Source organism: Streptosporangium sp. NPDC049644 (assembly GCF_040675205.1).
Taxonomy (GTDB): domain Bacteria; phylum Actinomycetota; class Actinomycetes; order Streptosporangiales; family Streptosporangiaceae; genus Streptosporangium; species Streptosporangium fukuiense.
In genome coordinates this window covers 23,261-42,918 of sequence record NZ_JBFAOJ010000039.1, presented here as the reverse complement: position 1 = coordinate 42,918, position 19,658 = coordinate 23,261, and the positions used below count along the sequence as shown (strand labels likewise).

The window sequence follows — 19,658 nt, the reverse complement described above, 5'->3', positions numbered from 1 at the left end:
GCGCCTTCGAGTGGCTCTTCCAGCGTGAATGGTGTAGATCATGGGGGCGTGGAAGACCGGCTTAGACGTGATGACCTGACCGACGACGAGTGGACACGGCTGGCGCCGTTACTGCCCGCTCACGCCAGGCAGGGGAACCGGTGGGCCGATCACCGCACGATCATCGACGGAGTGTTCTTCCGGACCAGGACCGGCTGCCCCTGGCGGAAGCTGCCCGAGGCCTACGGCAAGTGGAAGACGGTCTACAACCGGCACCGCCGCTGGTGCCAGGACGGCACCTGGGAGACGATCCTGGAGGCGCTGCCGGGCTCCCCCGCCCGGCGGCCGGCCCCGCCCGGGGACATCCGTCCGGGTGCGATGTTCGAGGTCGCCAACTGGTGACCGGTTGACGGAGGAGAACGCGGGCCGGCGTCAGGATGAGGGGAGGTAGCCCAGGCGGGTGAGCTCCTCGCGGGCCACCTTGGCCACCAGTTCGGCGTCCTGGCCGCGCAGGCGGGTGCGCCAGACGCCGACCTTCGGCATGTTCCGGCTCAGCAGGGCGATCTTGGGGACCCGCGTCTCCAGGAAGCGGGAGAGCTCGCCGGTGGCCTCGGCCGGGGCGGAGACCAGGTCCTCGTAGCGCAGGGTCAGCAACTGCTCGCGGGGCAACTCCTGGCGGAGCGAGGCGGCGAGCCGGACCGCGCTGCGCCAGCGCAGCGCGCACTTTCCCGCCGTGGGCATCGCCTTCCAGCGTTCGCGGTGCTCGCCGGAGCTGACGCCCAGGAAGGGGTTGGGAAACTCCGTCTCGTCGCTCAGCATGGCCGGTTTGAACCAGGTCAGGGAGGCGGGGTCGGCCAGCATGTCGGCGGCCACATCCCGGCCGTCCCTGATCAACTGGACGAAACGGGCGTCCGGAAAGGCCTGCAACAGCACCGAGGCGCTGTAGAGCAGGTCGGGGCTGGCATCGCCGAAGCGGGCCACCGAACCCGGGGTCGCGCAGGGGCCCGCTCCGGTAACGCCGCCCGCTTCCCGGCACGGGGCCGGGCACTCCTCGCAGGCGCCGGGGACGATCTGCCAGGACTCGGCCAGGGCGTCGCGAAGCACGCGGGTCGCGCCCATGCCCCGCCCCGCGATCGAGGGGCGCCGGGCGAAGGCGTAGACCACGTGCGCCACCGCCGCCCGTCCCATGGTGACGTGGAACCCGGGGGAGCGTTTCAGGGCACGGGCCAGCAGGTCCGCGCCAGAGTGCGGGGCGGCGAGCACGAACACCGGGTGGCGGACCTTGATGCCGTTGACCACCAGGATGTGAGGCGGAGGTCGCATATGAAAGCCCAGTGTGGCACCGTTTGGGGAGTGAACGAACCTGCTGCCGCCATCCCGGTTCCGCCCTCGCCGCGCCCGGGTGACACCGTGGCGGTGGTCGCCCCGTCAGGGCCTCCCGATCTCGGGAGGCTGGCGCGCGGCGTCCGGGTCCTGGAGGGGCTCGGCCTGAAGGTCGTCATCGGGGCCCACGTCCTCGACCGGGACCGTTACCTGGCGGGCTCCGACGCCGATCGCGCCCGTGACCTGCAGGACGCCTGGTGCGACCCCGCGGTGAGCGCGGTGTTCTGCGCCCGCGGCGGCTACGGTGCCACCCGGACCCTCGGCCTGCTGGACTGGGACGCGATGCGGGCCGCCGGCCCCAAGGCGCTCGTCGGCTCCAGCGACGTCACCGCGCTGCACCGCGCGTTCGCCGTGGAGCTGGGCGTCGCCTCCTGGTTCGGGCCGATGCCGGCCTGTTCCACGATCAGCGACCCGGAAGGGCCCGAGCCGCGCACCTTCGAGAACTTCACGGCCGCCCTCGCCGGGACGCCGCCGCCGATCACCGGTGACCGGGTGATCGCTCCCGGCGAGGTCACGGCGCCGGTCACCGGCGGTAACCTCAGTCTGCTGGCCGCGCTCTGCGGCACGCCGTACGCGCTGTCGGCCCGGGGGCGGATCGTCCTGCTGGAGGACGTCGACGAGGCGCCGTACCGGATCGACAGGATGCTCACCCAGCTGCTGCAGGCGGGGGCGCTCGACGGAGCGGCCGGGTTCGTCCTGGGCTCCTGGGTCGACTGCGGCGCCCCCTACCCGGTGCTGGAGGAGCTGCTCGCGCCGCTCGGGGTACCCGTCATCGGGGGGCTGCCGATAGGGCATGGAGCGCCACAATTTTCGGTATTGCTTGGGGCACTTGGTGCTATTGATGCAAAATCGTGCTCTCTGACCTACTCAACAGGGGGCGTCGACAAGGCACTCTAGGTGCGAACCTAGGAGGAAACCGGCAGAGGGGACGCACGCGTGAGACTGTTCCGGCGGCACCGTGACCGGCGAACCGAGGCGCTGCCGCGCCCGATCGAAGAGGTCGACCTCGACTCCTTGCTCGCCCTGGTCGCGGACAGTCTCGGCTATGCCTGCGCCTTCGACCCCGGTGGCGGCGCGCTGACGCTCACCGGCCCGCGCCGGGTCGTGGTGCGACTGGCGGGGCTGCGCGCCGAAGCGCTGAGGCGCTCCCGCGAGGACTGGCCGGTGCTCGTCTCCGAGCACCTGGCCCACGCCCTGGCCACGGCCGACGAACCGCTCGACGCCTGCGACCTGGACCAGGTGCGCCCGATGCTGCGGACCCGCATCCAGCTCGACGACGACCTCGACTCGGCCCGCGTGGTCGGCCGTCACCTCACCGCCGATCTGGTCGAGGTGCTCACCATCGGCTACGGCCCCGCCGGTCGCCCGGTCCGCCCCGAGGAGGTCGGCTGCTGGCCGATCACCGCGGCCCAGGCGCTCGATGTGGCCCTGGAGAACGCCCGCCAGGACGAACGGCTCTCGGTGACGGAGGGCGACCTCGGCGGCGTGGCGGTGCGCAGGCTGACCGGACCCACCACCGGCGCGGCCGCCCACCTGCGCAGGCTGGGTGACTACCTGCCCGTCCCCTCCGACGGGGTCCTCGTCGCGCTGCCCGACCCGGCGACGCTGATCGTCCATCCGGTCGAGGGCATCGGCGTGGTCCGCGCGATCGAGCGGCTCCGGCTGTTCGCCCAGCGGGAGTTCGATCTGCGTGCCGAGGCGCTCAGCCCGCAGGTCTACTGGTGGCACGGTGGCCGCCTCTCCCTGATCAGGGCCGACCTGGTCAGCCAGGACGGACAGACCCGGCTGGTGGTCGCGCCCCCGCCGGACTTCGCGCGCGTCCTGGCGGCCATGGCGGCCCGTCCGGAGAGCCGTCCCGACGGTGAGTCCGGCGACGGCTGATACGCCGCCCCCCGAGGCCGAGATGACGTGAGCGCGCCTCGGCACCGTTTGCGGTGCGGGGACGATGTCGGCCGCCGGCCGTTCGCCAGGGCGACCGCGAACGCGAGAGGATGTGTCCCGCCCCTCCACGCCCACCTCGGTGGCCGCCGCTCCCTTCCCGGATCGGCCGGCGCCCCCGCCCGCGCCCTGACCGTGGTCGCGAGATGGGGCATGATGAGGTCTGGATCTACGAGGAGTGGGACATGGCGCAGTGGTGCCTCGGTGTCGATCTGGGGACGAGTTTCTCCGCCGGGGTGATAGCGGCCGAAGGGCGCTTCGACGTCCTGGAGGTCGAGGGAGAGCGGCGTATCCCCTCCGCCGTCATGCTGGACGAGCGGGGGACGCTCGTGGCGGGCAGGATCGCCCAGCGGGGCATCGCGATCAGCCCCGAGCGGGTCGAGCGTAACCCCAAGCGCTACGTCGGCCGGGGCCGGATGCTGCTCGGCGGTGTCCCGGTGGACGTCGCCGACACCATGGCGGCGCTGCTGGAGCTGTTCGTCAGTGAGGGACGGCGGCGCTTCGACGGCGCCGATCCCGACTGCATCGCGCTGACCCATCCGGTGGCCTGGGGCGCCGACCGTAAGGCGGTGCTGCTGGCGGCGGCCAGGAAGGTCGTCAGCGGCGTGCGGATCGTGCTCATCGACGAGCCCGTCGCCTCGGCCCGCTACTTCGCCTCGGCCGGGCGGGCGGACGGCGGATCGCGGCTGGCCGTCTACGACCTCGGCGGCGGCACGTTCGACGCCGCGGTGCTCACCGTGGACGGCGGTGACTTCGCGGTCGTCGGCGAGCCGGGCGGCAGCGACGAGATCGGCGGCGAGGGGTTCGACGAACAGGTCTTCGCGTTCCTCGGGGCCCAGATCGAGCGGCTCGACGCCGACTGGTGGCAGCAGGTGACCACCAACCCCGAGCGCCGCTACGTCAGCTACGCCGCGGACCTGCTCAAGATGGCCAGGGAGGCCAAGGAGACGCTGTCGAAGTTCGACACCTCCTCGCACTACGTGGTCGGCATCAACGAGGACGTGCACATCACCAGGGCCGACCTGGAGGACCTCATCGGTGAGGAGATCGTCAGGACGGTCGACATCCTGGACGAGACGATCCGCGGCGCGGGGGTCGAGGCCGGCGAACTGGCCGCGGTGTTCATGACCGGCGGCCCCAGCCGGATGCCGCTGGTGCAGAAGGCGGTACGCGAGCGCTTCGGCGACCGGGTGCGGACCTACGACGACCCGAAGATCGTGGTCGCCTACGGCGCCGCGCAGCTGGCCTGGAAGCTCAAGGTCGAGCACCACGAGCCCGGTGCGGCGGGCCTTTCCGGCACGGGACAGGCGTCCAGTGCGCCCAGTGCTCCCGGCGTCGCCGGCACGGGGCAGCGGGCCTTCACCGGCCCGATGGCGAATCCTGCGGGCCCGGTGGCGGCCGCACCGGCCGTGGGCCACCACACGCCCGGTGCGCCGGCGGTCGTTCCGACCGGTGGACACCGGGCCTTCACCGGCCCCGAGGGCGGTGCCACCGGCGGCCATCGGGTGCTCACCGGTCCCGAGGGCGGTGCCACCGGAGGGCACCGGGGGCTCGAGGGCCGGGCCGCGGGCCGCGGGGGCGCGGCGGGCGGCGACGGGCCCAGCGTCCAGGGGATCGAGAAGGTGATGGACGGCGTGCTGGAGGCGCGCGTCGAGACGGGCCAGGTCTTCGTCCACCAGGCCTTCGAGCAGGGCCACCTGCTGCGCAGGCTGGACGGGATCGAGGGCCGCTACGACCGGGAGCTCGGCTTCGGCAGGCTCGTGGAGTGGGCCGCCTCCAGCGAGGGGGTCGTGGCGGTGGAGCAGGTCGGGCCCGCGCAGGTGCTGGTCCGCGCCCTCACCCGCGACCTCGCCATCCGCGCCACCCACCCGCTGCAGATGTGGGGAAACCCCACGGTGATCGCCCACGGCCGTACGGCGTGGGTCTTCTTCCACTCCCGCCAGGTCGTCGGTGTCGACACCTCGATGGGCCTGCCCTGGGGGGAGACCGGCCAGCTGGCCATGATCGAGCTCGACCTGGGCGGCGGTTTCGCCTTCCAGGCTCCCCAGCCGCGCGAGCTGGGCCCCTACGCCCAGTGGTTCCTGAACGAGGACAACAGGCTGCGCCGGTTGCTCGATCAGGAGGCGCCCAGCGGCACCGAGCCGTCCTCCTCGGTGGGCGCGCCGGGCTGCACCGTGGTGCTCGGGCAGTTCAGCAGCAACAAGCCGATGTTCCAGAACCGGCACCAGGACTTTCGGCCGTGGCAGGTGCTGTGCCTGGTCGACCCCGGCGGCGTGGTGCGCCCGACGGTGCGCGAGCCGGGGCGCGGCTGGCTGCACCAGGTGGTCCTGCACCGGGGCAGGTGGTTCACCTCCGGCTCGGCGGGGCTGGAGGCCGACACGGCGGACGGCAGGACCAGGCTGGTCATGCCGCGTCCCCGGGGCGGCGCGCTGCGCTGGTTCTCCGCGGGCAACGAGATCTACGCGGTCGGCACCGACCAGGTGAGTCCCGCCAGGGGCTGGTCGGTCGGGATCTTCGACCAGCGTTCCCAGACGCTGGAGTTCCTGATGGGCAAGCAGTCGGCGACCCTGGCGGGCCACCTCACCTCCCGCCACCGCTGGGAGCGGCCGAGGCTGGTCGCCGACGGCGACTCGATGTGGATGACCATGCAGGACGCGGGCCGCAGCAGGCTGCTGCACATCACCCCGGGCGGAGCGCGGGAGGTGCATCGCACGCCGGGGATGTTCGAACCGGTCGCCCGGGTCGCCACGGGCCTGCTCTGCCTGCACCGCCCCGACGACGCCACCGGCGCCGCCCGCGACCGGCCCGCGACCCTGGTGCACCTGCCGCTCTGACCCGTTCTCGCCCCTGGCCTCGGCCAGGGGCGAGAACGGACATGAGAGTGCTGCCGTCCGGTCAGGTTCCCGCCGGGACCGGCTGCTCGGTGCCCAGGGCGGCCACCGCACCGGCCAGTTCCTTGCGGAGTTCGTGGCCGCGTGTGGTGAGGGTGCCGATCGCGGCGATCCGCTCCTGGCCCGACTTGCGGGCCTTGAGGCGGTCGGCGGCCGAACGGGCGGAGGCGGACTTCAGCTCGGCGCGCCTGGTCTCCAGCTCCCTGCGCCGCCGGGCCAGGGTGTCGTCGGCGGCCTGCTCGACGCTCACCCGCCAGGTGGCCACCATCCGCTCCAGGTCGAGTGTCATCTCCCTGGTGACCACGGCGAACTGGTCGCGCAGCGCCCCTCTGATCGCCGCCTGGCTGCGCTGCACCTTCTCCATCGAGCGCCGCCCCATGAAGATGGCCGCGCCGATGGCCGGGGCGACCAGGATGAAGCCCACCGGGCCGAGCAGGGCCGTGGCGAAGCCGCCCAGGGACAGCCCGATCGAGGCCGAGGGCAGCACGTCCCGGATGATGTCCACGCTTTCCGGGGCCTCGGCGGCCAGATCGCCTTTGACCTGGACCTGCGACAGGTTGGGCATCGCCTGCCTGTCGGCGGTCAGTTCGACCGGGTCGAGGCCGAGATCGCGGGCGAAGGCGTCCAGCGTGGTCCTGGCCAGCCTCTCCACGTCGTAGACGATCTGCGACCAGGCGGCCTCCAGGGAACGCTGGACGCTCACCGGCAGCTCCGCCATGTACTGGTCGATCTGGGCCTGCTTCTTCAGCGTGGCGATCGTGTTCTCGTACGGCTGGCGGATCTCGGCCACCCGCGCGCCCACGATGCCCCCCACCTCGCGTCCGATGAAGGTGTTGGCCACCATGCCCGCCCTGCGCCGCGCGGACAGCTCGGCCAGGGCCGCCAGGTCGGCGTCCACCTCGGCGAGCCGGGCGGTGACGTCGCCGTCGTCGTCGGAACCCGCGGCGACGTCGTCCTTGGCGCTGGTCGTCAGCGAGCCCAGCACCGACAGGGCGGCGGCGACCACCGTGGCGCCCCGCGCCGACTCCCTGCCCTCGGCGAAGGCGCGCAGGTGCCGCTCCAGCACGTCCATGCCGCTGCGCGCCCGCAGCGTGTTCGCCCGCTCCTCGCGTCCCTCGCGCCTTTTGGCCTCGGCGGCCTCGGCGAGCTTGGCGCTCACCGGGATCCACGGTGCCGCAAGGAGCGGGGCCAGTGTCGCGGCCCTGGCGGGGTCGGCGGCGATCGCCTCGGTGACGAACGTCCTCAGGCGGCTCTTGTTCTCCTCCTGGAGGTTTCGCCAGTTGGTCGAATCCTCCACCTTGGTCAGCACGAACACGATCGCCTGGACCCGCTCGGCGGCCTCCGCGAGGAACTCCAGCTCGTGCCTGAGCACCGGCTGGTCCTGCGCGCTGAGCGCGAACAGCAGCGCGTCGGCCCGCTGGAGCATGGCCACGGTCACCTGCCGGTGCCCCACCGTCAGGCTGTCCACACCGGGGGTGTCGAGCAGCCGCAACCCGTCGAGCAGGGGGTTGTCGAGGGTGATGTCCACACTCACCACGTCGCGGCGCTTGCCCGCGTCACCGCGCATCGAGGCGTAGTCGGGGATCGACTCGATGGTGATCGGTGTCTGCAGCGGCCCCGAGTCGGTGCTGCGGTGGACGACGGCGGCCAGCCGGGGGCCGCGCCGCAGCGACAGAAAGCAGTTGGTGGCGACGTCGGCGTCGACCGGGAGCAGGTCGGGGTGGCCCACCAGCGTGTTGAGCAGACGGCTCTTGCCGCGTTTCTGCGCCCCGGCGACGACGATGTCGGTGCACTCGTCCTTCCAGCGGCCCGCGCACGCGGCCAGCACCTCCGCGAGGTCCTGCCTGCCGCACTGCCCGGCCAGCGCGTGGACCTCGTTGGCGTAGCGCAGCAGCCTGGCCACGGGGCCGGTCGGGTCGGGGGTCGTCATGTTCCTTTTCTCCTGTCGGGGATGGATGGGGATGGGCCGGTGCCGCTCTACCGGCGGTGTCCCGCCTCAGGAAGCGTCCGCGTGGTGCGCCCAGATGGTCTCGTAGGCCTCGCAGAGGGTCTCGGCCGCCCGTCGCTGCCGCAGGGGGAGCGGCCGGTGGGTGAGGGTGCGGAACCGGGCGCTCAGGGCGGCGGCGTAGCCGGCGATCTCGGCGCGCGGGGTCCCGGGGGGCGCCCCGAGCTGGGTGGCCAGCTCGGCCCCGGAGAGCAGCAGTTCCAGCGCCCGCCGGTCGTCGGCCGGGACCATGGGGGAGGCCCGCAGCGTCTCGATCGCGGCGGGGTCCACGCGGACCGGCGGGAGCTTCTCGCCGCCACCGTCGCCGCCGGGGGGCGCCTGTTCCTCCAGCGCCGCCGAGACGAGGTCCTCCAGGACGGTCAGCACGTCCCTGGCCCGGTGCCCGCCGGCGCGTCCCTCGCTCATCATGGCGAGCGTGCGCCAGCGCATCGACGCCGCGGTGGCGGCGGCGGCGATCTGCTCCGGGGAGGCCGTCGCGGGCAGGCCGAGCTGCTCGGCGGGCCCGTCGTGGCGGGCCAGGCGCAGCAGCTCGGCGGTCATCTCCTCGTTCAGGACCAGCGTTCCGCGGCCGAGCGCCTCGGCGGCGGTGAAGATCCGCAGGCCGCCCAGTGAGGTCGCGATCGGCCGGTTCTCGTCGAGCTGGGCCGCCAGCGCGTCCAGGGTCGCGCGGTCGGCCCCCATCGCCGGCGTCCTGGCGAGCGCGCGGAGCCGGGTCAGCGCGTCGAGTGCCTTCAGCTGGTCGGCGCGGCGGGCGAAGTGGGCGATGCCCGCGGCCACGGAGCCGGTCGCGGCCCGCCCCGCCGAGGAGTAGCCGGAGCGTTCCAGCAGGTGGGAGGTGAGCGCCTCGGGGGAGAGGGGGCCGGCCGCGCGCACCGCCTCGACCGCGCTGGTGATGCCGTAGCGGTGCAGCCGCTCCACCAGCCGGTGGCGCACCTCGGCCGGCACGGGTATCTCGGGCGCGGAGCGGAAGTCGTCCAGGTCCAGGAGGTAGTCCTCCAGGTCGTCCTCGTCGAGTCCGGCCAGCGTCTCCAGGGCCGCCACCTCCTCGCCGCCCAGCGGGAGGGCACGCGCGGTCTCGGCCAGCAGGCCGATCACCGGGACCACGTCGAAGACGGAGGTGCGCAGGTCCTCGTACCCCTTGGCGGCCAGCCGCCTGGCGGTCGGCCACGGGTCGCCCTCGTCGCCGCGCCGGTCGACCTGGCCGAGCACGGCGAGGGTGTTGACGCAGCTCATGCCGCAGGCATCGGTCAGCCCGCGAAACTCCGCGAGGGTGGTGTCGTCGAATTTCTGGACGTAGCGCAGCACGTAGATCATCGCTTGCGCGCGGTCGTCCTCGTCGCCGGAGCCGAACAGCATGCTCCTGGCCGCCCGCTCGTTGGCGGCCGTCACCGTGTTCATGCCGGGGGTGTCGATGATGGTGATGGTGCGCAGCGACGGCAGGTCCAGAGAGACCCGCAGGCGCCGGATCCGGGCCACGTCGACGCCGAGCTCCGAGGGGAGCCGGTGGCCGGGCAACAGCCGGGAGTGGGCCACGCCGCCGTCAAGGAGCTCGATCGTGATGCGGCCGTCGTCCTCGCCGTACTCGTACTGGGTGACGACGAAGGTGCACTCACCGGCGTCCACCGGGGCGACGGGCAGGCCGAGCAACGCGTTCACCAGCGTCGACTTGCCGCTGCTGACCGCGCCCGCCACGGCGACCCGCAGCGGCGCGTCGAGGCCGGCGCGCACCTGCGCCACCCGTTCGCGCAGCTCCGCGCCGGAAAGCCTGGCCGAGGTGGTGTCGCACAGGTGGCGTAGCAGGTCCGCAGGTCCGGTGCTCACGCGTCACCGCCCTGGACGTCCGGTACGTTCTCGCGGCCCGCCGCGCTGCTTCCGCCGGGCGCCGAGCCGCTCACCGCTCCGCCCCGGAGCCCGGTGAGGCGTGGCGGTAGACGACGACCTGCGGTACGCGGATCACCTGTCCGCCGTCGGCGTACCCTCGCCTGACGGTCTCGGCGACGACGTCGTGCAGTTCGGGGCTGTCGGCCGGCGCGGTGCCGAACGCCTCGTGCAGGCGCGGGTCGAAGCGCTGCCCGTCCGCGACGATCTCCTGGACGCCGGCCCGGTTCAGCGCCTCCAGCAGTGTCCCGGCCAGTCGGGGGTGGCGTTCCGCGAGCTGGTCCCGGTAGCCCACGCAGGCCCCGACCAGGGCCTCACGCCCGGGGTGGCCCTCGGCGAAGAGCCTTTCCACCTGCTGGGTGAGCGCCGGGCTGATCCCGCTCCTGGAGACCTGGGCCAGTGCCTCGGACAGCGGGTCGTCCGAGGGGCCGGTGGGTGGATCCGCCGGTGGGACGGCATGGTCGGCGGCGGGTCGGTCCGGCACCGAGCCCTCCTGGCCCGTGGGGAACGGAGGCTGGGTCACCGGTGGCTGCGTTCCCTGCGTTCCCTGCCACGGTGTCCCGTACGAGGCCGTCTGCCAGGTGCCCGGCACGGGTGCCCGGGCGGGGCGGCGGTTGCGGTGCCACAGGTACAGGCCCGCGGCCGCCGCGGCCAGGGTGACCGCCGCCGCCGCGAGCACCAGGGGCAGCGGGAGGAGCCCGATCGGTGTTCCCACCGTGACGGATCCCGTCTCCCCAGGGCGCAGGGAGCCGACACCGTCGCCTCGCAGGGATGCCGAGGGCGTGCCGACGGTCTCCCCTCGGAGTCCCGCCACCGCGCCGCAGCCGGTCAGTGCCGGCCAGGCCAGCAACAGCAGGTGAAGGAACACACGTCGGTCCCTCATCGATCGCCTTTCTCGTCGGCGGCCCTTGTGACCTGGATCCGGGCCCCCCTCCCGGTGAGGTCACGCGGGCTCACGCCGGCTCTTTCCGTCAGACGGTCGGGAAGGGACCCGAGTACTCGGTGTAGTCGGCGACCCCGTCGCCGTTCAGGTCGACCCGGGTCTCGTCGATGTAGCCGTCGCCGTCGTGGTCGAGGTAGACGACGTCGGTGACGCCGTCGCCGTCGGTGTCGTAGCGCTCCTCGTCGGCGAGGCCGTCACCGTCGGTGTCGATCAGCTGGGCGTCGGTCCCTCCGTCGCCGTCGTAGTCGACCAGGTCCGTGGTGGTCACGTCGAAATCGCTCATTGGTTCGTTCCTTTCCGGTGGTGTTACAGCGGATGAGAGTCACGCTCGCACCGGATTGTTGCAGCCGAATCCCAGATTTCTTGATGTTTTTTAAGAAATCTGTCGGCTTGGCCGCCCTATAGGGATTAAAGGGCATAAAACGGACGGCTGGGTGCCGTCGTCTCAGCTGAGCGCGCGGGCGGTGTGGATCAGTGGCACGTGACTGAAGGCCTGTGGGAAGTTGCCGACCATCCGGCCGTAGCGGGGGTCGTACTCCTCGGCGAGCAGGCCGACGTCGTTGCGGAGCGACAGCAGGTGCTCGAACAGCTCGACCGCCTCGTCCTTGCGGCCGATCATCGCCAGGACCTCGGCCAGCCAGAAGCTGCACGCCAGGAACGCCCCCTCGCCGCCGGGCAGGCCGTCCACCTCGTTGTCGGCCGAGACCGGGTAGCGCAGCACGAAGCCGTCGGCCATCAGTTCGCGCTGGATCGCCTCCACCGTCCCGATCACGCGCGGGTCCTCCGGCGGCAGGAAGCCGACGATCGGGATCAGCAGCAGGGCCGCGTCCAGTTCGCGCGAGCCGTAGGACTGGGTGAAGGTGCCGCGCACCGGATCGAAGCCCTTGTCGCAGACCTCGGCGTGGACGCGGTCGCGCAGTTCCCTCCAGCGTGCCAGCGGGCCGGGCTTGCCGAAGGTCTCCATGTGCTTGATGGCCCGGTCGAGGGCGACCCAGCACATGACCTTGGAGTGCACGAAGTGCCGGCGTGGGCCACGGACCTCCCACAATCCCTCGTCCGGCTCGTCCCAGTGCTCCTCGACGTAGGAGATCAGCTCGAACTGGATGGTCCAGGCCCGATGGTCGGACTCCAGGCCCGAGACGCGAGACAGGTACAGGGAGTTCAGGACCTCGCCGTAGACGTCCAGCTGGAGCTGGTCGACGGCGCCGTTGCCGATCCTGACCGGGCGGGAGTCCTCGTAGCCGGGCAGCCAGTCGAGCTCGAGCTCGGTGAGCCGGCGCTCCCCGGCGACGCCGTACATGATCTGCAGGTCCTGACCGCGGCCCGCGATGGCCCGCAGCAGCCAGGACCGCCACGCGCGGGCCTCGTCCAGGTAGCCGGAGCCGATGAGGGCGTCCAGGGTCATGGTGGCGTCGCGCAGCCAGCAGTAGCGGTAGTCCCAGTTGCGTACGCCACCGAGGTCCTCGGGCAGTGAGGTGGTGGGGGCGGCGACGATGCCGCCGGTGGGGGCGTAGGTGAGCGCCTTGAGTGTGATGAGCGAGCGGACCACGGCCTCGCGCCACGGTCCCTGGTAGCCGCACCGGTCGACCCACTCGGCCCACAGCTCCTCGGTCGCGGCCAGCTGCTCGTACGGGTCGATCTCCTCGGGCCGGGGCTCGTGTGAGGGGTGCCAGGTGAAGATGAACGCCATGCTGTCTCCCGCGGAGACCTCGAACGTCGCCTTGTGGGCGTAGTCGCCGCCCTGGAGCGGGACGGGGGAGTGCAGCCACACGGAGTCGGGGCCGCCGACGGCCTGCAGGAGGCCGTCGCTGCGGCGTACCCAGGGCACGATCCGGCCGTAGTCGAAGCGGATGCGGATCTCGGTGGCCATCTCCACCGTCCCCGACACGCCCTCCACGATCCTCACCAGGTCGGGGTTGGTGTGCCGGGTGGGCATGTAGTCGGTCACCCGGACCGTGCCGCCGGGGGTGTCCCACTCGCTCTCCAGGATGAGGGTCTCGCCCCGGTAGCGGCGCCGGGTGGCGTGGGGCCGCCCGGCGTCCGCGGGGCCGATCCACCAGTGGCCGTTCCCGGGGTTGCCGAGCAGTGCCGCGAAGCACGAGGGCGAGTCGAAGCGCGGCAGGCAGAGCCAGTCGATGGAGCCGTCCCTGCCGATCAGGGCCGCTGACTGCATGTCGCCGATGAGAGCGTAGTCCTCGATCCACATGCCTTGAAGCTAACGCTTCGGCGCGCTCTCCGGGGGCCGGGAGCGCAACCGCGCTCCCGGACGGGTCCGCGGCATGAAGAACTGGGTCAGCGGACCGATGGCGAGGGCGAACACCAGCGTTCCCACTCCCACGGTCCCGCCGAGCAGCCAGCCCGCGGCCAGCACGGTGACCTCGATGACGGTGCGGGCCGAGCGGATGGACAGGCCCAGCCGGTTCAGGCCGGTCATCAGGCCATCGCGCGGTCCGGGGCCGAGACCGGCGCCGATGTAGAGGCCGGTGGCCGCCGCGGTGGCGACGACGCCGAACAGCAGGTACGCCCAGCGCACGATGAGCGCGTCCGGGGTCGGTGCCAGCCATATGGCCGCGTCGGCGAACAGCCCGAGCAGGACGACGTTGCTGAGGGTGCCCAGCCCCGGCTTCTGCCGCAGTGGGATCCACAGCAGCATGACCAGGGCGCCCACGATGATGATCCAGCTGCCGACCGACAGGCCCAGGTGGAGGGAGAGGCCCTGGTGGAACACGTCCCAGGGGCTGCCGCCCAGCTGTGACTCGATCTGCAGGCCGACGCCGACGCCGTAGAGAGCCAGGCCCGCGTACAGGCGGGTGAGCCGGTTGGGAAGGGAACCGAGAGTGGGCAGGGAGAGTTCGCTCATGATGGCCCCAATCGTCGGGGCCACCACTTCCGGACAAAAGGGCCAATCGTGGAAAGTGGCCTTATGGTGGTTGGGGTGGATCGATATCTCAGTGGCCCTCAGCTCGCCCGTCTCCTGGCGATCGGCCCCGGCGCCAGGCCGTACTACCGGATGCTGGCCCAGAGCGTGCGGTCGCTGGTCCTCGACGGGCGGCTGCCGGTGCGGGTACGGATGCCCGCCGAGCGCCACCTCGCCGAGGCGCTGGGCGTCAGCCGCACCACCGTGACCGCGGCCTACGACCTCCTTCGCGAGCAGGGGTACCTGGAGAGCAGGCAGGGGGCGGGGAGCTGGACGGCGCTGCCCGACGCGGGCTCGCTGGGCGCGGACAACCCGTGGATCGCCGCCGAGGACGACGGGCTGCTGCCGATGCACACCGCGGCCCCGAGCGCGATCTCGACACTGCCCGAGGCGATCACCACCGTCACCGGCCAGTATCCCCGCTACACGCTCGGGACGGGCTACGACCCACTCGGGATCGCCCCGCTGCGCCAGGCGATCGCCGCCCGCTACAGCGCGCGGGGGGTGGCCACCCGGCCGGAGCAGATCCTGGTGACCACCGGAGCCCAGCAGGCCATCCACCTGGTGACCACGATGCTGCTCTCGCGCGGGGACCCGGTGCTGCTGGAGTCGCCCACCTACCCGCACGCGATCGACCTGGCCAGGATGCGCGGGGCCAGGATCGTCGGTGTCGGCATCCCCGACGAGGGCTGGCGCCACCTGGACCTGCTGACCTCCGCGATGCGCCAGTCGGCCGCCCGTCTCGCGTACGTGATCCCCGACTTCCAGAACCCGACGGGACACCTGATGGACGACGCGGCGCGAGCGGCCCTGGCCGGTGCGGCGCGGCGCCACGGCACGGTTCTGGTGGTCGACGAGAGCTGGTGTGAGCTGGCGCTCGACGAGGAGGCCCGGGCCACGCCGCTGGCGGCCTTCGACACCGACGGGAGGGTGATCACCATCGGCTCGGCGTCCAAGTTGTGGTGGGGCGGGCTGCGCATCGGCTGGATCCGCACCACCGCCGCCAGGGTCCGCCGTCTTGCCGTGCTCCGCGCCTCCATCGACATCGCCAGCCCGCTCTTCGAACAGCTGGTGGTGGCCAGGCTGTTCGAGGACATCGAGGGGGCCAGGGCCGAGCGCGCCCGCCTCCTCGGCGCCTCCAGGGACGCCCTGGTGGCCGAGCTGGCGGCGCGGATGCCCGACTGGAGCTTCGTTCCGCCCAGGGGCGGCGGCTCGCTCTGGGTGCGGCTGCCGGACCCCTCGGCCACCTCGCTGGCCGACGCGGCGGCCTGTCAGGGGGTCCGGCTGGCCCCCGGACAGTGGTTCGGCGTGGACGGCACGCTGGAGGGGCGGCTGCGCCTGCCCTTCACCCAGCCGCCCCGGGTCCTCGCCGAGGCGGTGCGGCGCATCGCCGAGGCCAGGCTCAGGGGGGTGTACGGCACCCGGCCCGCCGAGCCTCTCACCCCCGCCCTCTGAGTCCGCTCCGGGAGGGCTTACTCGGAGGTGACGCCCCTGGCCAGCGGGGCCCGCAGTCTCAGCCGCATGGCCACGATGCGCAGCCCGAAGGCCAGCAGGGCCGCGGCCAGCGTGGCCGGCCAGCCGTGCAGGTTCAGGGTGTAGAGCAGCGCCATGACCGCCGAGCCGAGCATGGCGGGCACCGCGTACAGCTGGCGGTCGTACAGCAGGGTGGGGATCTGCCCGGCGAGGACGTCGCGCAGGATGCCGCCGCCGACCGCGGTGATGATCCCGAGCAGGGTCGCGTGCAGGGGGGTGAGGCCGAAGTACATCGCCTTCTCGGTGCCGACCGCGCAGAACAGGCCGAGGCCCGCGGCGTCCAGCACGTTCACCGCGGGCATCACCCGCTCCACCTGCGGGTGCCAGAAGAACACGATCACCGTGGCCAGTACCGGCACGACCACGTAGCCGATGCTGGAGAAGGCGGCGGGCCGCACGTTCAGGATCAGGTCGCGTGCGATTCCGCCGCCCAGCGCGGTCATCTCGGCCAGCACGGCCATGCCCACCACGTCGAGTCGCCTGCGCACGCCCACCAGGGCACCGGAGAGAGCGAAGACGAAGATCCCGATGAGATCGAGCACATTATTCACAGATAAATCATCCCATGACCGGATATATGGGATTTTCGTTAGGGCGGCGGGGCGGTGTTCGGCGGCCGGTGCTCGCGCATCATCGTATGGAGCCTGCCGGCGAACGCGAGCAGCACCAGCGACGCCACGACGGCGATCAGCGCGAGGGTCAGGAAGTACGCGGGCTCCGACATGTGGTTCCTCAGCCGCCCCGTCTGCCCGCCCACGGCGTCGCCCACCGAGATGGAGATGAACCACAGTCCCAGCATCTGGCTCTTGAACGCCTCGGGGGCGAGCTTGGTGGTGACCGAGAGGCCGACCGGGCTCAGCGACAGCTCGCCGAAGACCTGGACGAGGTAGGCCAGCACCAGCCACCAGACCGTGATCCTCCCGCTCTCGGCCAGCTTGGCGGCCAGGGCCATGATCATGAAGCTCAGGCCGTTGATGAACAGTCCCACCGAGAACTTGTGCGGAGCGGTCACCCGGTTGCCCAGCCTGACCCAGAGCGCCGCGAAGAGCGGCACGAAGATCATGATGAACAGCGGGTTGAACGACTGCGTGGTGGCCGGGGTGATCCGGATGCCGAACAGTGACAGGTCCGTCTTGTTCTGGGCGAAGAACAGCAGCACGGTCGGCGCCAGGTCGTAGATCATCCAGAAGATGGCGGCGGCGATGAACAGCCAGATGTAGGCCTTCATCCGGGAGTGCTCGTCATCGGTCAGGTTGTGGCTGCCCAGCAGGATGTAGCCGAAGTAGAACACCGGCACGGCCACGATGAACAGCGTCGTCACGAGTGCGAAGGTGTCGAGGTCGAAGGTGCCCGACGCCGTCCAGACGGCCAGGCCGCCACAGGTCACGAGCGCGGCGACGGCCGCCGCGAGGCCGAAGTGCCTGCGCTCGCGCGGGGTCAGCCGGTGTCCCGGCCGCTCGCCCACACCCCTCAGGTGCCGCCTGCCCAGCACGTACTGGGCGAGGCCCAGGGCCATGCCGACCGCCGCCGCGCCGAAGCCCAGGTGCCAGCGGTTGCCCGAGGCGAGCCAGCCGACGACGAGGGGGGCGATGAAGGCGCCTATGTTGATGCTCATGTAGAAGATCGAGAACCCGGCGTCCCTGCGCGCGTCGTCGTCCTGCGGATAGAGCTTGCCGACCATCGTGGAGATGTTCGGCTTCATCAGCCCGGTCCCGGCGATGATGAGGAGCAGTCCGAGCGCGACGAAGGCGCCGGTCTCGACGGGGACGGCCATGCTGATGTGGCCGCACATGATGACGGAGGCGCCCCACAACACCGCCCTGCGGGCGCCGAGCACCCGGTCGGCGATCCAGCCGCCGGGCAGGGCGACGAGATAGATGAGCGCGCCGTAGATGCCGACGACCGCCTGGGCGGTCTGCTGGCTCAGGCCCAGGCCGCCGATGGCGGGGGAGGCGGCCATGAAGGTGGCGAGGATGGCCCGCAGGCCGTACCAGCTGAAGCGCTCCCATATCTCGGTGCCGAACAGTGTCGCCAGGCCGCGCGGGTGCCCGAAGAAGGTCTTCTCGCGGGCACGTCTCCCCGATGGCATGCGCCCCCCAGGATGTCACAGTGTGATCAGGCGACAACTCTACGTGTGCTCTCCGTGGGGATGCCGAAGGCAACTGCGCATTGTGATGTTTCTTCTCCCTTTCAGGGTCTTGTCCGGGAGGAACGGCGTGTGGTGCGATGCATGCCACTCGTGCAAGTAAGCACTTTCAGGAGGCTCTGTATGACCGGTGTGCTTGAGGAGCGGGCGGCCATCGAGAGGGAGATCGCGGGCCGTACGGTCTGTGGTCAGCTGAAGGAGGCGGCCGAGGGCGACCCCGACGCCCCGGCGTACTCCGACCCGGTCGAGGGGGGCTGGTCCACCCTGACCTACTCCGAGGCCCGGCAGCGAGTTCTGGAAATCGCCGCCGGGTTCGCCGCCCTCGGGCTGGAGCCCGGCGAGGCGGTCGCGCTCATGATGGTGAACCGCAGTGAGCACGTGCTGGCGGACCTGGGCGCGGTGCACGCCGGCGCGGTGTCGTGCTCGGTCTACTCGACCTTCGCCCCCGAGCAGGTGGCCTTCGTCGCCGGCGACGTCAAGGCGAAGATCGCGGTGCTCGGCGGACCGGCGGAGCTGGCCAGGTGGGAGCCGGTCCTTGACGACCTTCCCGAGTTGCGCAAGGTGATCGTGCTGGAGGGGGCCCCGGCCGGTGACCGGTTCGTCTCCTGGGACGACTTCCTGGCCCTCGGCCGCGACCGGCTCGCGGCCGACCCCGCCGCCGTCGACGCCCGTTGGCAGGCGGTGACCGCCGACGACGTCCTCACGGTCTTGTACACCTCGGGCACCACCGGCAACCCCAAGGGTGTGCCGCTGACCCATTCCAACGTGTTCTTCGAGGTCGTGGCCACCAACCGGATGGCCAACCTGCCCAGCAAGGGCACCCAGATCTCCTACCTCACCTACGCGCACATCGCCGAGCGGGTGCTCAGCCTCTACCTGCCGCTCTTCAAGCTCTCCCACACCCACTTCTGCACCGACCTCGCCCAGCTCGGCGCGACCCTCGGCCAGGTCAAGCCGGTGCTGTTCTTCGGCGTCCCGCGCGTGTGGGAGAAGATGATGGCCCGCCTGCAGGCACTGCTGGCCACCCAGCCCGAGGAGCAGCAGGAGGGCGTGCGCAACGCGATGGCCGCCGGGCTCGCCTACATCGAGGCCAACCAGTACGGGCGTACCCCCTCGCCCGAGGTCCTGGCCGCCTACGAGCAGGCCGACGCGGCGCTGCTGTCGATCATCCGGTCGATGATCGGCTTCGACAACGCGGGCTGGCTCGCCACCGCTGCCGCGCCCATGCCGCTGGAGGTCCAGCGTTTCTTCGCCGGTCTCGGCCTGCGGGTCCTGGACGTGTACGGGATGACCGAGACGACCGGCGCCTTCACCGCCAACGCCCCCGACAGCTTCAAGCTCGGCACCGTCGGCCAGGCGGGTCCCGGCGTCGAGGTCCGCATCGCCGAGGACGGCGAGATCATCACCCGCAGCCCGGCCAACACCCACGGCTACCTGGGACGGCCGGAGGCCACCGCCGAGCTGATCGACGCCGACGGCTGGCTGCACACCGGCGACGTGGGCTCCATCGACGCCGACGGCTTCGTCAGCATCCTCGACCGCAAGAAGGAGCTCATCATCACCGCGGGAGGCGAGAACATCTCCCCGGCCAACATCGAGAACAACCTCAAGGAGCACCCGCTCATCGGTCAGGCCCTCGCCTACGGCGACCGCAGGCCCTACCCGGTGGCGATCCTCACCCTCGACGGCGAGGTGGCCCCCGGCTGGGCGCAGGCCAACGGCATCACGTTCACCACCCTGGCGGACCTCGCCGAGCACCCCGACGTCCTCAAGGCCGTCGAGGGCGCCATCGCCGCCGCCAACGAGAAACTGGCCCGTGTCCAGCAGGTCAAGCGCTGGCGTCTGCTGCCGGTGGAGTGGACCGCCGAGACCGCGGAGCTCACCCCGAGCCTGAAGCTCAAGCGCCGCATCATCCACGCCAAGTACGCCGAGATCATCGACGGCATGTACGAGGACTGACCGCCGCCCGCCGGTGCCGGATCCGGACCTCGGTCTCCGGCGCCGGCGGGCGGGCGCCGCTTTGCCCAACGGGGCGTGTGTCCTCT

At 71.8% G+C, this 19,658-nt stretch carries 15 protein-coding genes; 6 read left to right on the top strand and 9 right to left on the bottom strand.

Going from position 1 to position 19,658, the window contains the following annotated elements:
* The first annotated feature begins 48 nt into the window (after positions 1 to 48).
* Complete coding sequence (locus tag AB0J58_RS22235; RefSeq protein WP_364218321.1) at positions 49 to 381, top strand: transposase; 333 nt, start codon at positions 49 to 51, stop codon at positions 379 to 381.
* 30 nt (positions 382 to 411) lie between these two features.
* Here the strand turns inward: AB0J58_RS22235 and AB0J58_RS22230 are convergent, their stop codons facing one another.
* The gene (locus AB0J58_RS22230; protein WP_364218319.1) at positions 412 to 1,302 is read right to left on the bottom strand and encodes a sulfotransferase; all 891 of its coding nucleotides are present in this window, start codon (positions 1,300 to 1,302) and stop codon (positions 412 to 414) included.
* A gap of 30 nt (positions 1,303 to 1,332) precedes the next feature.
* Between AB0J58_RS22230 and AB0J58_RS22225 the strand changes: the two genes are divergently transcribed.
* The 3 genes from AB0J58_RS22225 (at position 1,333) to AB0J58_RS22215 (ending at position 6,134) form a co-directional block, all read left to right on the top strand.
* Positions 1,333 to 2,259 carry an LD-carboxypeptidase gene (locus tag AB0J58_RS22225; protein WP_364218317.1) on the top strand — a complete coding sequence of 309 codons (927 nt, stop codon included), beginning with the start codon at positions 1,333 to 1,335 and terminating at the stop codon, positions 2,257 to 2,259.
* Between the two features lie 39 nt (positions 2,260 to 2,298).
* Positions 2,299 to 3,243 carry a hypothetical protein gene (locus AB0J58_RS22220; RefSeq protein ID WP_364218315.1) on the top strand — a complete coding sequence of 315 codons (945 nt, stop codon included), beginning with the start codon at positions 2,299 to 2,301 and terminating at the stop codon, positions 3,241 to 3,243.
* Positions 3,244 to 3,446: 203 nt separating this feature from the next.
* The gene (locus AB0J58_RS22215; protein WP_364218313.1) at positions 3,447 to 6,134 is read left to right on the top strand and encodes an Hsp70 family protein; all 2,688 of its coding nucleotides are present in this window, start codon (positions 3,447 to 3,449) and stop codon (positions 6,132 to 6,134) included.
* Between the two features lie 61 nt (positions 6,135 to 6,195).
* On the opposite strand, the gene AB0J58_RS22210 is transcribed toward AB0J58_RS22215, so the two are convergent.
* The 6 genes from AB0J58_RS22210 to AB0J58_RS22185 form a co-directional block, all read right to left on the bottom strand.
* Positions 6,196 to 8,121 (bottom strand): dynamin family protein, encoded by a 1,926-nt coding sequence (locus AB0J58_RS22210; protein ID WP_364218311.1) that lies wholly within the window; start codon positions 8,119 to 8,121, stop codon positions 6,196 to 6,198.
* A 66-nt stretch (positions 8,122 to 8,187) separates the two neighbouring features.
* Positions 8,188 to 10,017 (bottom strand): dynamin family protein, encoded by a 1,830-nt coding sequence (locus AB0J58_RS22205; protein ID WP_364218309.1) that lies wholly within the window; start codon positions 10,015 to 10,017, stop codon positions 8,188 to 8,190.
* A 70-nt stretch (positions 10,018 to 10,087) separates the two neighbouring features.
* Positions 10,088 to 10,957, bottom strand: a complete 870-nt coding sequence (grpE, locus tag AB0J58_RS22200) for a nucleotide exchange factor GrpE (protein WP_364218307.1) — start codon at positions 10,955 to 10,957, stop codon at positions 10,088 to 10,090.
* Positions 10,958 to 11,045: 88 nt separating this feature from the next.
* Positions 11,046 to 11,300 carry a hypothetical protein gene (locus tag AB0J58_RS22195; protein ID WP_343978285.1) on the bottom strand — a complete coding sequence of 85 codons (255 nt, stop codon included), beginning with the start codon at positions 11,298 to 11,300 and terminating at the stop codon, positions 11,046 to 11,048.
* A gap of 162 nt (positions 11,301 to 11,462) precedes the next feature.
* Positions 11,463 to 13,223 (bottom strand): glycoside hydrolase family 15 protein, encoded by a 1,761-nt coding sequence (locus AB0J58_RS22190; RefSeq protein ID WP_364218305.1) that lies wholly within the window; start codon positions 13,221 to 13,223, stop codon positions 11,463 to 11,465.
* 9 nt (positions 13,224 to 13,232) lie between these two features.
* Complete coding sequence (locus tag AB0J58_RS22185) at positions 13,233 to 13,877, bottom strand: hypothetical protein (RefSeq protein WP_364218303.1); 645 nt, start codon at positions 13,875 to 13,877, stop codon at positions 13,233 to 13,235.
* 63 nt (positions 13,878 to 13,940) lie between these two features.
* On the opposite strand from AB0J58_RS22185, the gene AB0J58_RS22180 reads away from it, so the two are divergent.
* On the top strand, positions 13,941 to 15,389 hold the full coding sequence (locus tag AB0J58_RS22180) for a PLP-dependent aminotransferase family protein (RefSeq protein WP_364218301.1): 1,449 nt from the start codon (positions 13,941 to 13,943) through the stop codon (positions 15,387 to 15,389).
* Between the two features lie 17 nt (positions 15,390 to 15,406).
* Here AB0J58_RS22180 and AB0J58_RS22175 read toward each other — a convergent pair whose 3' ends face one another.
* Positions 15,407 to 16,018 (bottom strand): trimeric intracellular cation channel family protein, encoded by a 612-nt coding sequence (locus tag AB0J58_RS22175; protein WP_364218299.1) that lies wholly within the window; start codon positions 16,016 to 16,018, stop codon positions 15,407 to 15,409.
* Between the two features lie 38 nt (positions 16,019 to 16,056).
* Positions 16,057 to 17,556 (bottom strand): peptide MFS transporter, encoded by a 1,500-nt coding sequence (locus tag AB0J58_RS22170; protein WP_364218297.1) that lies wholly within the window; start codon positions 17,554 to 17,556, stop codon positions 16,057 to 16,059.
* A gap of 180 nt (positions 17,557 to 17,736) precedes the next feature.
* Here AB0J58_RS22170 and AB0J58_RS22165 point away from each other — a divergent pair, with 180 nt between their 5' ends.
* Positions 17,737 to 19,572, top strand: coding sequence for an AMP-dependent synthetase/ligase (locus AB0J58_RS22165; protein ID WP_364218295.1), 1,836 nt, complete (start codon positions 17,737 to 17,739; stop codon positions 19,570 to 19,572).
* The last annotated feature ends 86 nt before the right edge of the window (positions 19,573 to 19,658 follow it).

What these genes read in the sequence shown, in the direction of transcription:
- AB0J58_RS22230 (WP_364218319.1), bottom strand. Translation starts at nt 1,302, where the DNA reads ATGCGACCTCCGCCTCACATCCTGGTGGTCAACGGCATCAAGGTCCGC.
- AB0J58_RS22215 (WP_364218313.1), top strand. Translation starts at nt 3,447, where the DNA reads ATGGGGCATGATGAGGTCTGGATCTACGAGGAGTGGGACATGGCGCAG.
- AB0J58_RS22210 (WP_364218311.1), bottom strand. Translation starts at nt 8,121, where the DNA reads ATGACGACCCCCGACCCGACCGGCCCCGTGGCCAGGCTGCTGCGCTAC.
- grpE (WP_364218307.1), bottom strand. Translation starts at nt 10,957, where the DNA reads ATGAGGGACCGACGTGTGTTCCTTCACCTGCTGTTGCTGGCCTGGCCG.
- AB0J58_RS22195 (WP_343978285.1), bottom strand. Translation starts at nt 11,300, where the DNA reads ATGAGCGATTTCGACGTGACCACCACGGACCTGGTCGACTACGACGGC.
- AB0J58_RS22190 (WP_364218305.1), bottom strand. Translation starts at nt 13,223, where the DNA reads ATGTGGATCGAGGACTACGCTCTCATCGGCGACATGCAGTCAGCGGCC.
- AB0J58_RS22185 (WP_364218303.1), bottom strand. Translation starts at nt 13,877, where the DNA reads ATGAGCGAACTCTCCCTGCCCACTCTCGGTTCCCTTCCCAACCGGCTC.
- AB0J58_RS22180 (WP_364218301.1), top strand. Translation starts at nt 13,941, where the DNA reads ATGGTGGTTGGGGTGGATCGATATCTCAGTGGCCCTCAGCTCGCCCGT.
- AB0J58_RS22170 (WP_364218297.1), bottom strand. Translation starts at nt 17,556, where the DNA reads ATGCCATCGGGGAGACGTGCCCGCGAGAAGACCTTCTTCGGGCACCCG.
- AB0J58_RS22165 (WP_364218295.1), top strand. Translation starts at nt 17,737, where the DNA reads ATGACCGGTGTGCTTGAGGAGCGGGCGGCCATCGAGAGGGAGATCGCG.